We start from the raw sequence: 17,613 nt of genomic DNA on the forward strand, positions 1-17,613 counted from the left end.
GACTGCCGCATGACTACCGATTCCCTGGCCAGCGACGCCGTTGCCACCGCCGGCCGGCCTCACCTCGACGGCAAACCCGGCCGGCTCACCGCCCTGGTGTTCTACGCGCTGCTCGCCACCGGTCTGCTGTTCTCCGCCTGGAGCCTGATCCAGGACGTCGACGACGTCGCCAGCGCGGTCACCACCTGGACGCCTTTCCTGTTGCTCGGCGTGGCCTTGCTGATCGCCCTGGGCTTCGAGTTCGTCAACGGTTTCCACGACACCGCCAACGCAGTGGCCACGGTCATCTATACGCATTCGCTGCCGCCGCACTTCGCAGTGGTCTGGTCCGGCTGCTTCAACTTCCTCGGCGTGCTGCTCTCCAGCGGCGCGGTGGCCTTCGGCATCATCGCCTTGCTGCCGGTGGAGCTGATCCTGCAGGTCGGTTCCTCGGCGGGCTTCGCCATGGTCTTCGCCCTGCTGATCGCCGCGATCCTTTGGAACCTGGGCACCTGGTGGCTCGGCCTGCCGGCGTCGTCCTCGCACACCCTGATCGGCTCGATCATCGGCGTCGGCGTGGCCAACGCCCTGATGCACGGTCGTGACGGCACCTCCGGTGTGGATTGGGCGCAGGCGACCAAGGTCGGCTATTCGCTGCTGCTCTCGCCGCTGATCGGCTTCGTCTTCTCGGCCCTGCTGTTGCTGGTGCTGCGCCTGCTGGTGAAGAACCGTGCGCTGTACAAGGCGCCGAAGACCAGGACGCCGCCGCCATGGTGGATCCGCAGCCTGCTGGTGCTGACCTGCACCGGGGTGTCCTTCGCCCACGGCTCCAACGACGGGCAGAAGGGCATGGGCCTGATCATGCTGATCCTGATCGGCACCGTGCCCATGGCCTATGCGCTGAACCGCACCATCCCGGCGGACCAGACCACCCAGTTCGTGGTCCTCGCCGAGGCCACCCAGCAGTCGCTGCAGCGCAGCGCGCCCGGAGCCGCGCCGGCCGACCCGCGGCCGGTGCTGTCCGACTACATCCGTACCCACCAGGTGACTTCCGCGCTGCTGCCCTCGCTGGCCAGCCTGACCGGCAGCATCGGCAGCGAGGTGAAGAACTACGGCAGCCTGGCGCGAGTGCCGGCCGAGGCGATGGCCAACGTGCGCAATGACATGTACCTCGCCTCCGAGGCGATCCGCCTGATCGACAAGGACAAGGTCGGCAACTTCGACGCCGACACCCAAGCGCGCCTGCTGGCCTTCAAGGGCAAGATCGACGACGCCACACGCTTCATCCCGCTGTGGGTGAAGGTCGCCGTGGCCATCGCCCTGGGCATGGGCACCATGGTCGGCTGGAAGCGCATCGTGGTGACGGTCGGCGAGAAGATCGGCAAGACCCACCTGACCTATGCCCAGGGTGCCTCGGCGGAAGTGGTGGCGATGCTGACCATTGGCGCGGCGGACATGTACGGCCTTCCGGTGTCGACCACCCACGTGCTGTCCTCGGGCGTGGCCGGGACCATGGCGGCGAATGGCTCCGGCCTGCAGATGCGCACCCTGCGCAACCTGCTGATGGCCTGGGTGCTGACCCTGCCGGCGGCGATGGTGCTGTCGGCCTCGTTGTACTGGCTGTTCACCCGGCTGTTCTGACGGCCGCCCGGTTTAGAAACGCCGCCTTTGGGGCGGCGTTTTCGTTTGGGTTTGCGAGCAAGCTCGCTCCTACGAAGTGCGAGTGTTTGTCTGTAGGTGCGCGCGCACCCGCAAGGCAGAATCTCCCCTTTTGTGTGCTTGATATATCGAACGAGCGGTGCGTATTTTGTACAGGTCGCACGTCCTGTGCGACGCGTACTACAAGGATAAGAAGTCATGACTAGCGAAGGACGCAGCCCGCTCGCCGAGCGCCTGGCTGGAGTCGAAGAGATCGAATGCGTCACCCCCGACCTCAACGGGGTGCCGCGCGGCAAAGTGATGACCGGCGAGGGCTTCCTCTCCGGGCGGCGCCTGCAACTGGCCCGTGGCGTTTTGCTGCAATGCATCATGGGCGGCTACCCGCCGGCGCGCTTCTACGGCAGCGACGACGGCGACCTGGCGCTGGTCGCCGAGCCGACCCAGGTGCACCGCCTGCCCTGGAGCGACAGCCCGCGAGCCCTGGCGATCTGCGATGCGGTGGAACTCGACGGCAAGCCGTCCGGGCTGTCCAGCCGCGGCCTGCTCAAGCAGATGGTGGCGCGCTACGCCGCCCACGGCTGGAAGCCGGTCGTCGCCACCGAGCTGGAGTTCTTCGTCTTCGCCCCCAACCCCGATCCGCACGAGCCGTTCCAGCCGCCGCTGGGGCTCGATGGTCGGCGCGAGATGGGCCACTCGGCGTTCAGCGTGTCGTCCAACAATGGCCTGCGTCCGTTCTTCGAAGACGTCTATCGCTGCATGGCAGCTGTCGGCCTCGAGCGCGACACCTTCATGCACGAGATGGGCACCAGCCAGTTCGAGATCAACTTCCTGCATGGCGACCCGGTGCTGCTGGCCGACCAGACCTTCCTGTTCAAGCACCTGCTCAAGGAAGTGGCGCTCAAGCACGGGCTGATCGTGGTGTGCATGGCCAAGCCGCTGGCGCACACGCCGGGCAGTTCCATGCACATCCACCAGAGCGTGGTGGATGGGGAAGGGCGCAATATCTTCAGCGACGCCAATGGCGAAGCCACGCCGGCCTTCCGTCACTTCATCGGTGGCCAGCAGGCCTGCCTGGCCGACTTCACCCTGCTGTTCGCGCCCAACGTGAACTCCTTCCAGCGCCTCTGCCATCCCTACGCCTCGCCGAACAACGCCTGCTGGTCGCACGACAACCGTGCCGCCGGCCTGCGCATCCCGGCCAGCCCGCCGGTGGCGCGGCGCGTGGAGAACCGCCTGCCGGGCGCCGACGCCAACCCTTACCTGGCCATTGCCGCGAGCCTCGCTGCCGGCCTGCACGGCATCGAGAACGAGCTGGAGCCCAGCGCGCCCATCCAGGGCGAGTTCCAGGTGCCCGACGAGCTGCTGCTGCCGTGCACCATGTACGACGCCTTGCAGCGCCTCAAACGCAGCGAACTGGCCCGGAAAGTGTTCGGTGCCGAGTTCGTCGACGGCTATGCGGCGACCAAGGAAATGGAGCTGCTGAGCTTCTTCGACGAAATCACCCCGTGGGAGCGTCGGGTCCTGGCTGCCCAGGCCTGATCCAGCAATCGCGGCGGCAAGGGCTTGCCGCCGTTTTACCCGGCGACGACAGCTTCTGCTGCGTCGCCGTCAATGGACTCGACTCGCCGGTCACCAGGCTCTAGATTGGTAGCCCAACGCCCGCCTCGCCGCGGGCGCTTTTGTGCAGTAGGGCGGCCACTTGCCCGCCCATGATGGACCCGGAGGTCTGATGCGGATTTTCACTGCCTTCCGTGCGCTTTATTTCGCCACTATCGCCTTGCTCACCGGCTCCGGCCTGCTGAGTACCTACCTCGGATTACGCCTGGCGGCGGAGAAGGTCGACGGCCTCTGGATCGGCGCCATGATGGCGGCCTACTACGCCGGCCTCGTGCTCGGCGGCAAGATCGGCCACCGGCTGATCGCCCGGGTCGGGCACATCCGCGCCTACGGCGGTTGCGGCGGCCTGGTGGTTGCAGCCGTGCTGGGCATCGGCCTGACCCACTGGCCGGAGGGCTGGCTGGTCCTGCGCATGCTCATCGGCATGGGCATGATGTGCCAGTACATGGTCATCGAGAGCTGGCTCAACGAGCAGGCCGAAGCCCGTCAGCGCGGCGCGGTATTCGCCGGCTACATGGTCGCTTCCTACCTGGGCCTGGTGGCCGGCCAGCTGATCCTGGTGCTGCACCCGGGGCTGGGCCCGGACATGCCGATGATGATCGCGCTGTCCTTCGCCCTGTCGCTGATCCCGGTGTCGATCACCCACAAGGTCCACCCGGCGCCCATGCGCCCGGCGCCGCTTGAGCCGCGCTTCTTCCTCAAGCGGGTGCCGCAGTCGCTGACCACGGTGCTGGTTTCCGGGTTGGTGATCGGTTCCTTCTACGGCCTGGCGCCGCTGTACGCCACCGACCAGGGCCTGAGCGTCGAGCAGATCGGCGTCTTCATGGGCGTGTGCATTTTCGCCGGCCTCTTGGTGCAGTGGCCGCTGGGCTGGCTTTCGGATCGTTACGACCGCGCCATGCTCATCCGCAATGCCGCGATCCTGCTGCTGATCTCCGCCTTGCCGCTGGCGATTCTGCCGTCCTGGCCGATGGAGGCGATGCTGCCGATGGGCTTCGTCGTCTGCTTGGTGCAATTCACCCTGTATCCGCTGGCGGTGGCCTTCTCCAACGACCACGTCGAGGGCGAGCGGCGGGTGTCGCTGACCGCCATGCTGCTGGTCACCTTCGGCGTCGGCGCCTGTATCGGCCCGCTGGTGGCCGGCGCGCTGATGCGCGAGTTCGGGCCGAACATGCTCTATGCCTTCGCTGCGGCCTGCGCCTGCATCCTCATCCTGCGCGTGCATCCGGAGAAGGTCAGCGGCTTGCACCGGGTCGACGAGGCGCCGGTGAAGCACGTGCCGACGCCGGACAGCCTGGCCAGCTCGCCGCTGTCGGCGGCGCTCGACCCGCGCGTCTCCAACGCGGCGGTGGCAGAACAGATGAAGCCGACCGAAGCCAAGGCGCCGATGCCGGAAGCCGAAGAGGAAAGTCGCCCGGGCTAGGGCAGGGGATGCGCCCGCCGAATGGCGGGCGCCGACTAGAACAGCTCGTCTTTCTCGAAGCGTCGCGCTTCGCGCTGCAGCTGGTAGACGAAGCGCTCGATGTGGCGCTGCTCCAGCCCGCTCATGCGGTGGAAGCGCAGGCCGGCGAAGCTCACGTCGGCCTTTTCGTCGAAGTGCACATGGCGCAGTTCGACTTCCACGGTGATGGCACCGAACGGCAGGCGTGCGATGAAGCGATCGTAGACCTGGCCGGTCTGTAGGCGCTCGCTCACGTTGCCGCCGAAGCGCACCTTGCAGCCGGTGGCGGAGATATCCAGCAGCGTGCCGGTAACCGCTGCCTTGAGTTTCTGCCCACACAGCTCCACCGTTACCGGCTGACCCTGCTGGATCGCTGCGCGATAGGCGTTGCGGCGCTGGTGGTAGAGCATTTCCGCGGGGAACGGCAGCCAGTAGCAGCGCGAGCCGTCCAGTTCGCTGATCTGTGCGCCCTGCTTGCAATCCCAGGCGATACGCACGCCTTCGTGGAAAGCCTCGATGCGGAAGGCCTCGCCGTTCTGCATGTAGCGCTCGCCGTCATTGGGGATGAGCTCGTCCAGGGCGATGCGGTTGCGCTCGCGCTCGACGGCGACGACGAAGCTCTGGAAGCGCTGGTTGCGCTCGGCGAAGGTGATGACCAGGGGATCGTGGCTTTCCATGAGGGTTCGCAGGTTGGCCTGAATCTCCACAGGTGCCTTGAGCATCTTCGGCGGTTGTGGGCCATTTTCCTCGGCGAACGGGCTCGACACGGTCCTTGGGTCTCCAATTGTGGTTGTTATGAGCTGCACGGGGCGACGGCATTGTGCCGTAACGCCGAGGCCGATACTAGAACTCAGGCCTGGCTGAGAGGGCGCTGGCGATTGCCTTGGGTGGCGCTGCCGCGACGGTCGTAGAGACTGGGGGTTTCCTGGCCGCGCAGGATGTCCAGCAGACGGCCGGTGGCGTGCTGGTTGCTGCGGATGACCCGGCCGTTGCGCAGGTTCGCCTGCTTGCATTGCTCCAGCAGTTCGCCCAGTTCGTCGCTGCGCGCGAGCGTATCGGCAGCCACGCTACCCAGCGCGGCGAGCTCGGCGAGCCCCTGGCGATCGCTGCTCACGCCGGCCTGTTGCAGCAGCTGGCTGCGCTGCCGGCCGTTGTTCTCCATCTGCTGCAGGAGCGGCAGCTTAGCGTCGAGCAAGCTCTGCAGGCGTTCGAGGTCGCGGGCCTCGAGGGCCTGGAGTTCGTCCTCGATGAGCTGCAGCAGCCGCTGGGCGGCGCCGATGTCCTCGGTCAACAGGTGGAGCAGGGGGGCGTTGGGCATCTCGGGCTCGGTACTTGGGCGTCCAAGGAGTTCCCGGCGCTGGCGCCAGGGCTCAGCGCTGGGATTCGAAGTCGAGCAGTTTGCCGGCGACTTTCTGGCTGTCGACCTTGTAGCTGCCATCGGCGATGGCCTGCTTCAGTCGCGCGACCTTTTCCGAGTCGACGACAGGTTGGTCTTTCAGCTGGTCGCTGGCTTTCTGCAGTTGCTGGGCAGTGCTGCTCAGCTGCACGGGTTCACCGCTGTTTTGGGCCGGGGTGCTGGCGGTCGGTTCGCTACCGGCGGCTTCGCTCGGGCCGCTTTTGGCCTTGCCGGTGCTGCCGGTACTGGCCGGAGCGCTGGCATTGTTCAGCCGGTTGAAGTCGATGACCATGGTATTTAGCCTCTGGGGGTTCAGGACGCTTGCCAAAGGTTTCGGCCGCCGCCGGGAAAACTTTAGGGCGACTTTTTGTGCGTCTTCCCACAGTTTAGTGAAGGCTGGCGCGTCAGCGCCAGACTTCCGTCACTAGAGCGCTACCTGAACCGCTCCGGCCTCCACCACCTGGGCCTTGATGATGCGCTGCGAACTGAGGTTTCGCACGCGAATCTGCTCGCCGGGCACGCCATCGGCCAGGGCCTCGCCCTGCATGGCCACGGTGACCGAGCCGGTCAAGGCTCGAATCACCACCTGATCTCCTTTGTGAACGACTGCTGCCTGCTCCAGGAATACCGGGGCGAGCACCTGGTCGTTGGTGGTCGGACGCTTGAGCTTCTGCCCGACGGCGCGGTCCGGTTCGGTCAGGTAGCCCTGGCTGAGCTGACCGACGTCGCGCTCGACGACGCTGATGTCGCCCGGCTCGATGACGTGGTCGCGCTTGAGCGGCTGGGTGGTCACCACCACCTGGCGATAGAGGTGCACGGTGGCTGGGATGTACACGGTCCACGGCGAACTGCCGTCGCAGCGCACCTGCACCGTCACCCGGCCGAGCGGCTGCGCCGGGCTTTCCAGCGACTGCGACAGGTCCTTGTCGCATTGCGCCAGGCGCAGGCGCGGATCGAGGCGCGCCACTTCGATTTCGTAGCGTGCGTCGATGCCGCTGTTACGTAGATAATCTTCAACCTTGAACTCAAGAAACCCCTGGGTCGAGCCGATAAGGATTTCGGGAGCGGTGAAGTCCTCTGCCTGGGCCATGCCCAGTCCGAACAGGCCGGTCGCCCCCAGAACTCCGCAGAGTGTCCGGACGCGTTTTCGGGACTGTCGGAAAAATGTCGTTGACTGTTTCATGCAACGATCCAAGCAATGCTCGTGCCGCTTGGCGTGGAATCGCGCTGCGGCGGCAAATGGAGGCGCAATGGCCGGAGTCATGGATTCGGTCAACCAGCGCACGCAGCTGGTTGGCCAGAATCGTCTCGAGTTACTGCTGTTCCGGCTGGATGGCAGCCAGCTCTACGGTATCAACGTGTTCAAGGTGAAAGAGGTACTGCAGTGCCCGCGCCTGACCGTGATGCCCAAGTCCAGTCCGGTGGTGCGCGGTGTGGCGAACATCCGCGGCGGCACCATCCCGATCCTCGACCTGTCGCTGGCCACCGGCCGCCGCGGCTTGCGCGATATCGAAAACAGTTTCGTGATCATCACCGAGTACAACACCAAGGTGCAGGGCTTCCTGGTGCACTCGGTGGAACGCATCGTCAACATGAACTGGGGCGAGATCCATCCGCCGCCCAAGGGCACCGGCCGCGATCATTACCTGACGGCGGTCACTCGTGTGGACAAGCAGCTGGTGGAAGTCATCGACGTGGAGAAGATCCTCGCCGAAGTCGCGCCGACCAGCGAGGAAATCTCCGAGGGCGTCGTGGATGCCGATACCCAGGCTCGCGCGATCAGCAAACGCGTGCTGGTGGTGGACGACTCCTCCGTGGCCCGCAAGCAGCTGGTGCGCTGCCTGGAAACTGTCGGTGTCGAAGTGCTGGCGCTCAATGACGGCCGCCAGGCGCTGGACTACCTTCAACAGATGCTGGATGCCGGCGGCAAGCCGGGCGAAGAACTGCTGATGGTGATTTCCGACATCGAAATGCCGGAGATGGACGGATACACGCTGACAGCAGAAATTCGCCATGATCCGCGACTGCAGGATTTGCATATTCTCCTGCATACTTCGTTGTCGGGGGTGTTCAACCAGGCGATGGTCAGGAAGGTCGGCGCCGACGATTTCCTGGCCAAGTTCCGTCCGGACGACCTGGCGGCACGAGTAGCCGAACGGATTCGCGCGTTCGACGCACGTTGACACGGGGAACACCCGCAAGGTGACCACGGGCGGCCCCAGTGCCGTCCAAGGCCGGGGTCGACTCCGGCCTGCACGGTGCCGCAGTGGGCATCGGGCCAACACAAAGGGGCGTTCATAGGTGACATCAACCAATCTGGAATTCGAGCTGTTCCGGGACTTCCTGGAAAAGACCTGTGGCATCGTGCTGGGTGCCAACAAGCAGTACCTGGTCGCCAGCCGTCTGAACAAGTTGATGGAACAGCAGGGCATCAAGACGCTCGGCGAATTGGTGCAGAAGATCCAGGGCCCGTCGCGCGGTCAATTGCGCGAGCTGGTCGTGGATGCCATGACCACCAACGAAACCCTCTGGTTTCGCGACACCTATCCCTTCGAGGTGCTGAAGAACCGCGTGCTGGCCGAGAGCATCAAGGCCAGTCCCGGACAGCGCCTGCGCATCTGGTCGGCGGCCTGTTCGTCGGGCCAGGAGCCCTACTCGCTGTCGATGACCATCGACGAGTTCGAGAAGACCAACCTCGGCCAGCTCAAGGCCGGCGTGCAGATCGTGGCGACCGACCTTTCCGGCTCCATGCTCAACGCTTGCCGCGCCGGCGAGTACGACAGCCTGGCGATCGGCCGCGGCCTGTCCCAGGAGCGCCTGCAGCGCTACTTCGACGCCAAGGGGCCGGGACGCTGGGCAGTGAAGCCGGCAATCAAGAGCCGCGTCGAGTTCCGCGCGCTGAACCTGCTGGACAGCTACGCGAGCCTCGGCAAGTTCGACCTGATCTTCTGCCGCAACGTGCTCATCTATTTCTCCGCCGAGATCAAGCGCGACATCCTGCTGCGCATGCACGCCGCGCTGAAGCCGGGCGGCTACCTGTTCCTCGGCGCCTCCGAAGCGCTCAACGGCCTGCCGGATCATTACCAGATGGTCCAGTGCAACCCGGGGATCATCTACAAGGCCAAGTAGGCCGTGGCCGGACCGGCGTTGCGGCCGGCCCGTGCATCTGGTGCAGGCCTATCGGTCTGTTGCCGATCCGATCTCTCCCTCTCCCCAACCCTCTCCCGCAAGCGGGAGAGGGGGCTGTCCGGCGTGTGCGGAAATCCCGGCGTCAGCCTGCAGGAGCGGATTCATCCGTGAACCGTACGGCACCGTGATCCCTGTAGGAGCGGCCCATGGCCGCGAATCGCGCGCATGGCGCGCTCCTACAGGTTCAAATTGGCGCGAGAATTTTCGCGGATGAATCCGCTCCTGCATGACCTGGAAGGGAAGCTCGATGCGCGACTGTAGGAGCGGACCTTGTCCGCGAAAATTCGCAGGCGCAGCCTCGCACTCGCGGAGATCACGGGAAGCTGCGAGCGGAGCTCGAACACCCCGCCCAAAGGGCAGGGCGCCCTTGCCGCCGGGCGGAAATGCCTTGCCGCTTGCCGCGATTTGCCGCCTCTTGCCGCTCCCGATTTCATCTCAATGCCTTGATTTAAAAGGATTTCAAATATTGGCACGCACCTTGCTGAAGTGATGGCAAGCCCACACCGGCAAACAGGTTCGTGACCATGAGCATCAGCTTCGATACCGCCCTCGGCATCCATCAGCAGGCCCTCAGCTTCCGCTCACAGCGCGCCGAGGTCCTGGCCAACAACCTGGCCAACGCCGACACGCCGAACTACAAGGCGCGCGACATGGATTTCGCCTCGGTGCTCGCGGCCCAGTCCGGCAATGCCCAGCGCGGCAACTTCGCCACCACGCTCACCAACTCCCGGCACATCGAAGCCGACGGCGTGAGCCTGAGCGACGACGCGCTGAAGTACCGCATTCCGGCCAACCCCGCGCTCGACCAGAACACCGTCGACGCGCAGGTCGAGCAGGCGAAGTACGCCGAGAACGCCACCCAGTTCCAGGCCAGCTTCACCTTCCTCAACAGCAAGTTCAAAGGTCTGATGACCGCCATTCGCGGGGAGTGATCGCCATGTCTCTGGCCAGTGTCTTCAACATCGCCGGTACCGGCATGAGTGCCCAGACCACCCGTCTGAATACCACCGCCTCCAACCTCGCCAACGCCGAGAGCGTGTCCTCGAGCATCGATCAGACCTATCGCGCGCGCCATCCGGTGTTCTCCGCGATGTTCCAGCAGGCCCAGGGCGACCAGGGCTCGCTGTTCGACGACGGCAACAACCAGGCCGGCAGCGGTGTGCAGGTGCTCGGCGTGGTCGAGGACCAGAGCCCGCTGGTGCCGCGCTACGAGCCGAACCATCCGGCTGCCGACGCCAACGGCTACGTGTACTACCCGAACGTCAACGTGGTGCAGGAGATGGCCGACATGATCTCCGCCAGCCGCTCGTTCCAGAGCAATGCGGAAATGATGAACACCGCCAAGCAGATGATGCAGAAGGTGCTGACCCTGGGTCAGTGAGTCGCCGCCTCGAAGGATAGAAAATGACCACCACTTCCAGCGCCACCAACAGCAGCTCCAGCGCCTCGATCCTGTCGGCACTCAACGCCGGCTCGTCGAGTTCGTCGAGCTCGACTGCGGAAACCGGCACCAGCTCGCTGGGCAAGGATTCGTTCCTGCAGCTGCTGGTCACCCAGCTGAACAACCAGAACCCACTGGACCCGCAGGACAACACCCAGTTCGTGTCGCAGCTGGCGCAGTTCAGCAGCCTGGAGAGCATGGAGAACCTGGATACCACCCTGGGCTCCTTCTACTCCTCCTTCCAGTCCTCGCAGGCCCTGCAGGCTTCGTCGCTGGTCGGCCGCTCAGTGATAGTCGCCTCCGGCAAGGCCCAGCTCGACGATCCGACTGCCGGTGTCGCGGGCACCCTGGTGATGCCTTCGGCCGGCGACGGCACCGCGGTGAAGATCTACGACGCCGACGGCGACCTGGTGCGCACCATCGACATGGGCACGCAGAAGAGCGGCAACATCGACTTCAAGTGGGACGGCAAGGACGACAGCGGCAACCTGGTGGATGCCGGCGCCTACACCTTCAAGGCCACCTCGACGATCGATGGCACCAGCACCGCGCTGACCACCTACCTGCCGGCGACGGTGAACAGCGTCACGCTGGGCCAGAACGGCGCGAGCATGACCCTCAATCTCGCTGGCATCGGCGCCGTCTCGGCCTCCAGCATCCAGACCATTGGCAAATAATCACGCCGTCCTTCGGCACGGGAGCTGATCCATGTCTTTCAATACCGCCCTGAGTGGACTGAACGCCGCGAGCACTGACCTGAACGTGACCGGCAACAACATCGCCAACGTCGGCACCACCGGCTTCAAGTCGTCGCGCACCGAGTTCGCCGACCTCTATGCCTCTTCCATGCTCGGCACCGGGCGCAATGCCGTGGGCAGCGGGGTCATCACCCAGTCGGTGTCCCAGCAGTTCACCCAGGGCAACCTGAGCAACACCGGTCGCAGCCTGGACCTGGCCATCAGCGGCAACGGCTTCTTCATGACCAGCGACAACGGCTCGCGCATCTATACCCGTAACGGCACCTTCAATACCGACGCCGCCGGCTACATCATCGACGGCTCTGGCAACCGCCTGCAGGGTTACGGCGTGAGCTCCACCGGTTCGGTGGTCAACGGCGTGATCACCGACCTCAAGGTCGATACTGCCAACCAGCCGCCGAGCCCGACCTCGAAGATCACCTCGACCCTGAGCCTGAATTCCAAGGCCACCACTCCGACCACCACGCCGTTCGACGCGACCAACTCGGACACCTACAACTGGTCGACCTCGGTGGATATCTACGACTCCCAGGGCAACTCGCACACCATGACGAACTACTTCGTCAAGGACAGCAGCAACAACTGGAGCATGTACAGCCTGGTTGACGGCCGCTCGCCGACCAACCCGGCCAGCACCACGCCGATGACCACCCAGCTCACCTTCAGCAGCGCCGGCCAGCTCACCGGGATCAGCTCCACCGACCTGACGGTGAACGCCGACAACAGCCTGACCCTGAACGGCTGGGTGCCGGCCGCGGTCACCAACGCCAACACCAATCCGGTGACCTGGGGTGCCAACGGCGCGGCGGCCGCTTCCGGCGGCATCAACATGGACTTCACCAAGACCACCCAGACCAACGCCAGCTTCGCGGTCACCGCAGTGACCCAGGACGGCTACTCCACAGGCCAGATGTCCGGCCTGTCGGTGGCCGAGGACGGGCAGATGTACGCCACCTACACCAACGGCCAGTCCAAGGTGATCGGCCAGGTGATTCTCGCCAACTTTGCCAACACCCAGGGCCTGACCCCGGTGGGCAACACCGGCTGGAAGCAGTCGCTGGCTTCCGGCGAGGCAGTGGTGGGCACACCGACTTCCGGCACCCTGGGTTCGGTGGGCTCCGGTTCGCTGGAAGAATCCAACGTCGACCTCACCGCGCAGCTGGTGAACCTGATCGTGGCGCAGCGCAACTACCAGGCGAACGCCAAGACGGTCCAGACCGAAAGCACCATCTCCGACGCGATCATCAACATCCGCTGATTGCGGCAAGGCGTCTTGCCGCTGGCGGCAGTCCGTCGCCGCCAGCGCTCCCTTCAGGCTCCCTCGGGAGCCTTCTGTTTTTGTTTTTTCCTTTCATATCAGCGTTTTATTCTTATTTTTCAGATTTGGCACAGCCCTTGCTGAAGTACCTCCAGCAGCGCCGGGAAACCGACCCGGCCTTGGAGGATCACCTTGGACAGAATGCTCTACGTCGCCATGAGCGGGGCCAGCCAGAACACCCTGGCGATGCAGGCCCACGCCAACAACCTGGCGAACATTTCCACCACCGGATTCCGTCGGGATTTCGAGCAGGCGCGTGCCATGCCGGTCTTCGGCGACAGTTTTCCGGCGCGTGTGTACGCCATGAGCGAACGCCCGGCCACCGACTTCAGCGGCGGCTCCCTGCAGGAAACCGGACGTGACCTCGACGTAGCTGCCAAGGGCAATGCCTGGATCGCCGTGCAGGCGCCGGACGGCGGTGAAGCCTACGTGCGCACCGGCAGCCTGGAAATCGACGCGCTCGGCCAGCTGCGTACCGGCGACGGCATGCCGGTGCTGGGCAATGGCGGGCCGATCGCCGTGCCGCCGGAAGAGAAGATCGACATCGGCGAGGACGGCACCATCACCATCCGCGGCCAGGGCAACAACCCCAACGCGCTGGCCACCGTCGACCGCATCAAGCTGGTCACTCCGGACCCCAAGCAACTGGAGAAGGGCGCCGACGGCCTGATCCGCGTCGCCCAGGGCCAGCCGGCGCCACAGGCCGACGCCAATGCCAGCGTGCAGTCCGGCTTCCTCGAATCGAGCAACGTCAACGCGGTGGAAGAGATGACCTCGATCCTCGCGCTGTCCCGCCAGTTCGAGCTCCACGTGAAGATGATGCGCACCGCCGAGGATGACTCCCAGGCGGCGGCAAAGGTTTTGCAAATTAGCTAATCACCCGGTAGAGGCGTCATGAATCCGACGCCCGAGGAGAACCGACATGCTTCCGGCTCTGTGGGTCAGCAAGACGGGCTTAGCCGCCCAGGACATGAACCTGACCACCATTTCCAACAACCTGGCCAACGTCTCGACCACCGGCTTCAAGCGCGATCGCGCCGAGTTCCAGGACCTGCTGTACCAGATCAAGCGTCAACCCGGCGCCAACTCGACCCAGGACAGCCAACTGCCCTCGGGCCTGCAGCTGGGCACCGGCGTGCGCATCGTCGGCACCCAGAAGAACTTCACCGCCGGCAGCCTGCAGACCACCGACAACCCGCTGGACATGGCGGTCAACGGTCGTGGTTTCTTCCAGGTGCTGACCCCGGACGGCACCGTCGCCTACACCCGCGACGGCAGCTTCCACCTGAACTCCGACGGCCAGATCGTCACCTCCAACGGCAACGCCCTGGAGCCGGCCATCGTGGTCCCGGCAGAAACCCAGACCTTCACCGTCGGCACCGACGGCACCGTCTCGGTCACCGTCGCCGGCAACTCCACGCCGCAGGTGATCGGCAACATCCAGACCGCCGACTTCATCAACCCGGCGGGCCTGCAGGCCAACGGCAACAACCTGTTCCTGGAGACCGCTTCCAGTGGTGCGCCGCAAGTCGGCACGCCGGGCCTCAACGGCCTGGGCACCGTACAGCAGAACACCCTGGAGAACTCCAACGTCAGCGTGGTGGAAGAGATGGTGAACATGATCACCACCCAGCGCGCCTACGAAATGAACTCCAAGGTGATTTCCACCGCCGACCAGATGCTGGGCTTCATCAGCCAGAACCTGTGATGAGTGACCGGGCCGCGAGGCCCGGGTAGTTGAAAGCTCTCCCCGAGAGGTAGTTGCAATGAACCGTTTCCACGTCCTTCCGCTGCTGGCGATCACCGCACTGGCTGGTTGCGTCAGTCCTCCGCCGAAGCCGGACGATCCCTACTACGCACCGGTCATGCCGCGTACCCCGATGCCGGCGGCGCAGAACAACGGTTCCATCTATCAGTCCGGGTTCGAGAACAACCTCTACGGCGATCGCAAGGCGTTCCGCGTCGGCGACATCATCACCGTGACCCTCAACGAGAAGACCCAGGCGAGCAAGAAGGCCAACTCGGATGTCTCCAAGGACAGCAAGAACAAGCTGGGCGTGACCTCGCTGTTCGGCAGCACACCGTCGACCGATAACCCGTTCGGCAGTGGCAGCCTGAACCTCGGCGCCGAGTACAACGGCAGCCGCGAATCCAAGGGCGACAGCTCGGCGGGGCAGAGCAACAGCCTGACCGGCTCGATCACCGTGACCGTGGCCGAAGTCATGCCCAACGGCATCCTCGCCGTACGCGGCGAGAAGTGGATGACGCTGAACACCGGCAATGAGCTGGTGCGCATCGCCGGCCTGATCCGCGCCGACGACATCGCCACCGACAACACCGTGTCCTCGACCCGGGTCGCCGATGCGCGCATCACCTATTCGGGCACCGGCTCCTTCGCCGACGCCAGCCAGCCGGGTTGGCTGGACCGCTTCTTCCTGAGCCCCCTGTGGCCGTTCTGACGGGGTGACCTGAGATGTCGATGTTCTCTCGCCTGCTCCTTGTCCTCGGCCTGTCCTGCCTGGCGTTCGCCGCCCAGGCCGAGCGCCTGAAGGACATCGCCAGCATCCAGGGCGTGCGCAGCAACCAGCTGATCGGCTACGGCCTGGTGGTCGGCCTCAACGGCACCGGCGACCAGACCACGCAGACCCCGTTCACCCTGCAGACCTTCAACAACATGCTGGCGCAGTTCGGCATCAAGGTGCCGGCGGGAAGCGGCAACGTGCAGCTGAAGAACGTCGCCGCGGTGTCGGTGCATGCCGACCTGCCGCCGTTCGCCAAGCCGGGCCAGACCATCGACGTCACCATCTCGTCCATCGGCAACTCCAAGAGCCTGCGCGGCGGCAGCCTGCTGATGACCCAGCTGAAAGGCATCGACGGCCAGACCTACGCCATCGCCCAGGGCAACCTGGTGGTCGGCGGCTTCGATGCCGAAGGCCGCGACGGTTCGAAAATCACCGTCAACGTGCCGTCGGCCGGGCGCATTCCTTCCGGCGCTACCGTCGAACGTACCGTGCCGAGCGGCTTCGACCAGGGCAACAGCCTGACCCTGAACCTCAACCGTCCGGACTTCACCACCGCCAAGCACATCGTCGACCGCATCAACGACATGCTCGGCCCGGGCGTTGCCCAGGCCATCGACGGCGGTTCCGTGCGGGTCAGCGCGCCGCTGGATCCGAACCAGCGGGTCGATTACATGTCGGTGCTGGAGAACCTCGAAGTGCAGTCCGGCGAGGCGGTGGCCAAGGTCATCATCAACTCGCGTACCGGCACCATCGTCATCGGCCAGAACGTGCGCGTCTCGCCGGCCGCCGTGACCCACGGCAGCCTCACCGTGACCATCACCGAAGACACCCAGGTCAGCCAGCCGGCGCCATTCTCCAACGGCCAGACCGCGGTAACGCCGCGCTCCACCGTCAACGCCCAGCAGGAAGCCAAGCCGATGTTCAAGTTCGGCCCGGGCACCACCCTCGACGAGATCGTCCGGGCGGTGAACCAGGTCGGCGCGGCGCCCAGCGACCTGATGGCCATCCTCGAAGCCCTCAAGCAGGCCGGCGCGTTGCAGGCCGAGCTGATCGTCATCTGAGGACGCCACCATGGACGCACGACTGCTCAATTCCGGTACCACCAGCGGCGACAGCCAGGCCTTCACCGACCTCAATCGCCTGAGCCAGCTCAAGACCGGCGACAAGAACAGCCAGGGCAACATCCGCAAGGTGGCCCAGGAATTCGAGTCGCTGTTCATGAACGAAATGCTCAAGTCGATGCGCTCGGCCAACGAGGTGTTCGCCAAGGACAACCCGATGAACAGCGAGGCTGGCAAGCAGTACCAGGACATGTACGACCAGCAGCTGTCGGTGAGCCTGTCGCGCAACGGCCACGGCATCGGCCTGGCCGACATGCTGGTCAAGCAGATGGACAAGATGCAGGGCGTGCGCCACACCGGCGACAACCCCTTCGCCAAGACCCAGGCGCAGGCCGACGCCACCAGCCAGACCCAGGCCTCCGGCGAGCGCCAGCAGGCGAAGAGCCTGTGGTCTTCCAGCGGCAAACCCTTGCCGGTGCCGGCCGCCGGCCGCGACGACCGCGCCGCGCTGAACGCCCGTCGCCTGGCGCTGCCAGGCAAGCTCAGCGACCGCCAGGTCGCCGGCATCAGCGGCGCCTACACCAAGGCCGCGAGCGACACGCAAGGGCAGTCTCTGGGCAACGACAACTGGCGCCAGGGCAAGGCCTATGACGCGCAGCAGGATGCCAGCCAGGCGAGTGCCGATGCCTCCAGCGCCAAAATGTCGGTCAAGCCGGGCAAGCCGATGTTCGCCTCCGCCGACGACTTCGTCGCCACCATGATGCCGATGGCCGAGCGCGCCGCAAAGCGCATTGGCGTCGATCCGCGCTACCTGGTCGCCCAGGCCGCGCTGGAAACCGGCTGGGGCAAGAAGATGATCGCCCAGCGCGATGGCAGCAGCAGCCATAACCTGTTCGGCGTGAAGAGCGGCTCGAACTGGGACGGCGCCTCGGCGCGCGCAGTGACCAGCGAGTACGAGAACGGCAAGCAAGTGAAGGAGGTGGCCTCGTTCCGCGCCTACAACTCCTTCGAGCAGAGCTTCCAGGACTACGTCAGCTTCCTGCAGAACAACGACCGCTATCAGGGCGCGCTGGATTCCACCGCGCGCCCCGACCAATTCATGAAGGAACTGCAACGCGCCGGTTACGCCACCGACCCGCAATACGCGCGCAAGGTGTCGCAGATCGCCAAGCAGATGCAGGTCTACCAGTCCGTCGCCATGGCCGACGCGCCGACCCGGACGCTCTAAGGAA

At 65.2% G+C, this 17,613-nt stretch carries 18 protein-coding genes; 14 read left to right on the plus strand and 4 right to left on the minus strand.

Features of this window, described 5'->3' with window-relative positions; genetic code table 11:
• Nucleotides 1-9: 9 nt before the first annotated feature.
• The 3 genes from PKB_RS08020 to PKB_RS08030 all read left to right on the plus strand — a co-directional run bounded on the left by PKB_RS08020 (nt 10) and on the right by PKB_RS08030 (nt 4,678).
• Nucleotides 10-1,620, plus strand: coding sequence for an inorganic phosphate transporter (locus PKB_RS08020; protein WP_043250597.1), 1,611 nt, complete (start codon nt 10-12; stop codon nt 1,618-1,620).
• Nucleotides 1,621-1,938: 318 nt separating this feature from the next.
• Complete coding sequence (locus PKB_RS08025; RefSeq protein WP_167333389.1) at nt 1,939-3,177, plus strand: glutamine synthetase family protein; 1,239 nt, start codon at nt 1,939-1,941, stop codon at nt 3,175-3,177.
• Between the two features lie 187 nt (nt 3,178-3,364).
• Entirely contained in the window at nt 3,365-4,678 is a 1,314-nt protein-coding gene (locus tag PKB_RS08030) for an MFS transporter (protein WP_043257047.1), read from the plus strand.
• Nucleotides 4,679-4,713: 35 nt separating this feature from the next.
• Here PKB_RS08030 and PKB_RS08035 read toward each other — a convergent pair whose 3' ends face one another.
• The 4 genes from PKB_RS08035 to flgA all read right to left on the minus strand — a co-directional run bounded on the left by PKB_RS08035 (nt 4,714) and on the right by flgA (nt 7,275).
• A complete protein-coding gene (locus tag PKB_RS08035; RefSeq protein ID WP_052355207.1) occupies nt 4,714-5,418 on the minus strand; it encodes a flagellar brake protein in 705 nt (234 codons plus the stop codon).
• 128 nt (nt 5,419-5,546) lie between these two features.
• Nucleotides 5,547-6,014, minus strand: coding sequence for a flagella synthesis protein FlgN (locus tag PKB_RS08040; protein ID WP_043250599.1), 468 nt, complete (start codon nt 6,012-6,014; stop codon nt 5,547-5,549).
• Between the two features lie 52 nt (nt 6,015-6,066).
• Entirely contained in the window at nt 6,067-6,384 is a 318-nt protein-coding gene (gene flgM / locus PKB_RS08045; protein WP_043250600.1) for a flagellar biosynthesis anti-sigma factor FlgM, read from the minus strand.
• 132 nt (nt 6,385-6,516) lie between these two features.
• Nucleotides 6,517-7,275, minus strand: a complete 759-nt coding sequence (gene flgA / locus PKB_RS08050) for a flagellar basal body P-ring formation chaperone FlgA (RefSeq protein ID WP_043250601.1) — start codon at nt 7,273-7,275, stop codon at nt 6,517-6,519.
• A 67-nt stretch (nt 7,276-7,342) separates the two neighbouring features.
• Here flgA and PKB_RS08055 point away from each other — a divergent pair, with 67 nt between their 5' ends.
• From PKB_RS08055 to flgJ, 11 genes are all read left to right on the plus strand, one after another.
• A complete protein-coding gene (locus PKB_RS08055) occupies nt 7,343-8,275 on the plus strand; it encodes a chemotaxis protein CheV (RefSeq protein ID WP_043250602.1) in 933 nt (310 codons plus the stop codon).
• A gap of 118 nt (nt 8,276-8,393) precedes the next feature.
• The gene (cheR, locus tag PKB_RS08060; protein ID WP_043250603.1) at nt 8,394-9,221 is read left to right on the plus strand and encodes a protein-glutamate O-methyltransferase CheR; all 828 of its coding nucleotides are present in this window, start codon (nt 8,394-8,396) and stop codon (nt 9,219-9,221) included.
• A 584-nt stretch (nt 9,222-9,805) separates the two neighbouring features.
• On the plus strand, nt 9,806-10,213 hold the full coding sequence (flgB, locus tag PKB_RS08065) for a flagellar basal body rod protein FlgB (protein ID WP_043250604.1): 408 nt from the start codon (nt 9,806-9,808) through the stop codon (nt 10,211-10,213).
• Nucleotides 10,214-10,218: 5 nt separating this feature from the next.
• Entirely contained in the window at nt 10,219-10,662 is a 444-nt protein-coding gene (flgC, locus tag PKB_RS08070; RefSeq protein ID WP_043250606.1) for a flagellar basal body rod protein FlgC, read from the plus strand.
• 23 nt (nt 10,663-10,685) lie between these two features.
• Entirely contained in the window at nt 10,686-11,399 is a 714-nt protein-coding gene (flgD, locus tag PKB_RS08075; protein ID WP_043250608.1) for a flagellar hook assembly protein FlgD, read from the plus strand.
• A 31-nt stretch (nt 11,400-11,430) separates the two neighbouring features.
• Nucleotides 11,431-12,738 carry a flagellar hook protein FlgE gene (gene flgE, locus PKB_RS08080; protein WP_043250610.1) on the plus strand — a complete coding sequence of 436 codons (1,308 nt, stop codon included), beginning with the start codon at nt 11,431-11,433 and terminating at the stop codon, nt 12,736-12,738.
• A gap of 192 nt (nt 12,739-12,930) precedes the next feature.
• Complete coding sequence (gene flgF, locus PKB_RS08085; RefSeq protein WP_043250613.1) at nt 12,931-13,674, plus strand: flagellar basal-body rod protein FlgF; 744 nt, start codon at nt 12,931-12,933, stop codon at nt 13,672-13,674.
• Between the two features lie 46 nt (nt 13,675-13,720).
• Nucleotides 13,721-14,506 carry a flagellar basal-body rod protein FlgG gene (gene flgG, locus PKB_RS08090; protein WP_043250616.1) on the plus strand — a complete coding sequence of 262 codons (786 nt, stop codon included), beginning with the start codon at nt 13,721-13,723 and terminating at the stop codon, nt 14,504-14,506.
• Between the two features lie 58 nt (nt 14,507-14,564).
• Nucleotides 14,565-15,257 carry a flagellar basal body L-ring protein FlgH gene (gene flgH / locus PKB_RS08095; protein WP_043250618.1) on the plus strand — a complete coding sequence of 231 codons (693 nt, stop codon included), beginning with the start codon at nt 14,565-14,567 and terminating at the stop codon, nt 15,255-15,257.
• Between the two features lie 14 nt (nt 15,258-15,271).
• On the plus strand, nt 15,272-16,381 hold the full coding sequence (locus tag PKB_RS08100) for a flagellar basal body P-ring protein FlgI (protein ID WP_197539246.1): 1,110 nt from the start codon (nt 15,272-15,274) through the stop codon (nt 16,379-16,381).
• 10 nt (nt 16,382-16,391) lie between these two features.
• A complete protein-coding gene (gene flgJ / locus PKB_RS08105; protein ID WP_043250622.1) occupies nt 16,392-17,609 on the plus strand; it encodes a flagellar assembly peptidoglycan hydrolase FlgJ in 1,218 nt (405 codons plus the stop codon).
• Nucleotides 17,610-17,613 lie beyond the last annotated feature (4 nt).

The sequence above is a fragment of the Pseudomonas knackmussii B13 genome (genome assembly GCF_000689415.1).
Taxonomy (GTDB): Bacteria; Pseudomonadota; Gammaproteobacteria; order Pseudomonadales; family Pseudomonadaceae; genus Pseudomonas; species Pseudomonas knackmussii.

What these genes read in the sequence shown, in the direction of transcription:
- PKB_RS08020 (WP_043250597.1), top strand. Translation starts at nt 10, where the DNA reads ATGACTACCGATTCCCTGGCCAGCGACGCCGTTGCCACCGCCGGCCGG.
- PKB_RS08025 (WP_167333389.1), top strand. Translation starts at nt 1,939, where the DNA reads ATGACCGGCGAGGGCTTCCTCTCCGGGCGGCGCCTGCAACTGGCCCGT.
- PKB_RS08035 (WP_052355207.1), bottom strand. Translation starts at nt 5,418, where the DNA reads ATGCTCAAGGCACCTGTGGAGATTCAGGCCAACCTGCGAACCCTCATG.
- PKB_RS08040 (WP_043250599.1), bottom strand. Translation starts at nt 6,014, where the DNA reads ATGCCCAACGCCCCCCTGCTCCACCTGTTGACCGAGGACATCGGCGCC.
- flgM (WP_043250600.1), bottom strand. Translation starts at nt 6,384, where the DNA reads ATGGTCATCGACTTCAACCGGCTGAACAATGCCAGCGCTCCGGCCAGT.
- flgA (WP_043250601.1), bottom strand. Translation starts at nt 7,275, where the DNA reads ATGAAACAGTCAACGACATTTTTCCGACAGTCCCGAAAACGCGTCCGG.
- PKB_RS08055 (WP_043250602.1), top strand. Translation starts at nt 7,343, where the DNA reads ATGGCCGGAGTCATGGATTCGGTCAACCAGCGCACGCAGCTGGTTGGC.
- flgB (WP_043250604.1), top strand. Translation starts at nt 9,806, where the DNA reads ATGAGCATCAGCTTCGATACCGCCCTCGGCATCCATCAGCAGGCCCTC.
- flgC (WP_043250606.1), top strand. Translation starts at nt 10,219, where the DNA reads ATGTCTCTGGCCAGTGTCTTCAACATCGCCGGTACCGGCATGAGTGCC.
- flgD (WP_043250608.1), top strand. Translation starts at nt 10,686, where the DNA reads ATGACCACCACTTCCAGCGCCACCAACAGCAGCTCCAGCGCCTCGATC.
- flgE (WP_043250610.1), top strand. Translation starts at nt 11,431, where the DNA reads ATGTCTTTCAATACCGCCCTGAGTGGACTGAACGCCGCGAGCACTGAC.
- flgG (WP_043250616.1), top strand. Translation starts at nt 13,721, where the DNA reads ATGCTTCCGGCTCTGTGGGTCAGCAAGACGGGCTTAGCCGCCCAGGAC.
- flgH (WP_043250618.1), top strand. Translation starts at nt 14,565, where the DNA reads ATGAACCGTTTCCACGTCCTTCCGCTGCTGGCGATCACCGCACTGGCT.
- PKB_RS08100 (WP_197539246.1), top strand. Translation starts at nt 15,272, where the DNA reads ATGTCGATGTTCTCTCGCCTGCTCCTTGTCCTCGGCCTGTCCTGCCTG.
- flgJ (WP_043250622.1), top strand. Translation starts at nt 16,392, where the DNA reads ATGGACGCACGACTGCTCAATTCCGGTACCACCAGCGGCGACAGCCAG.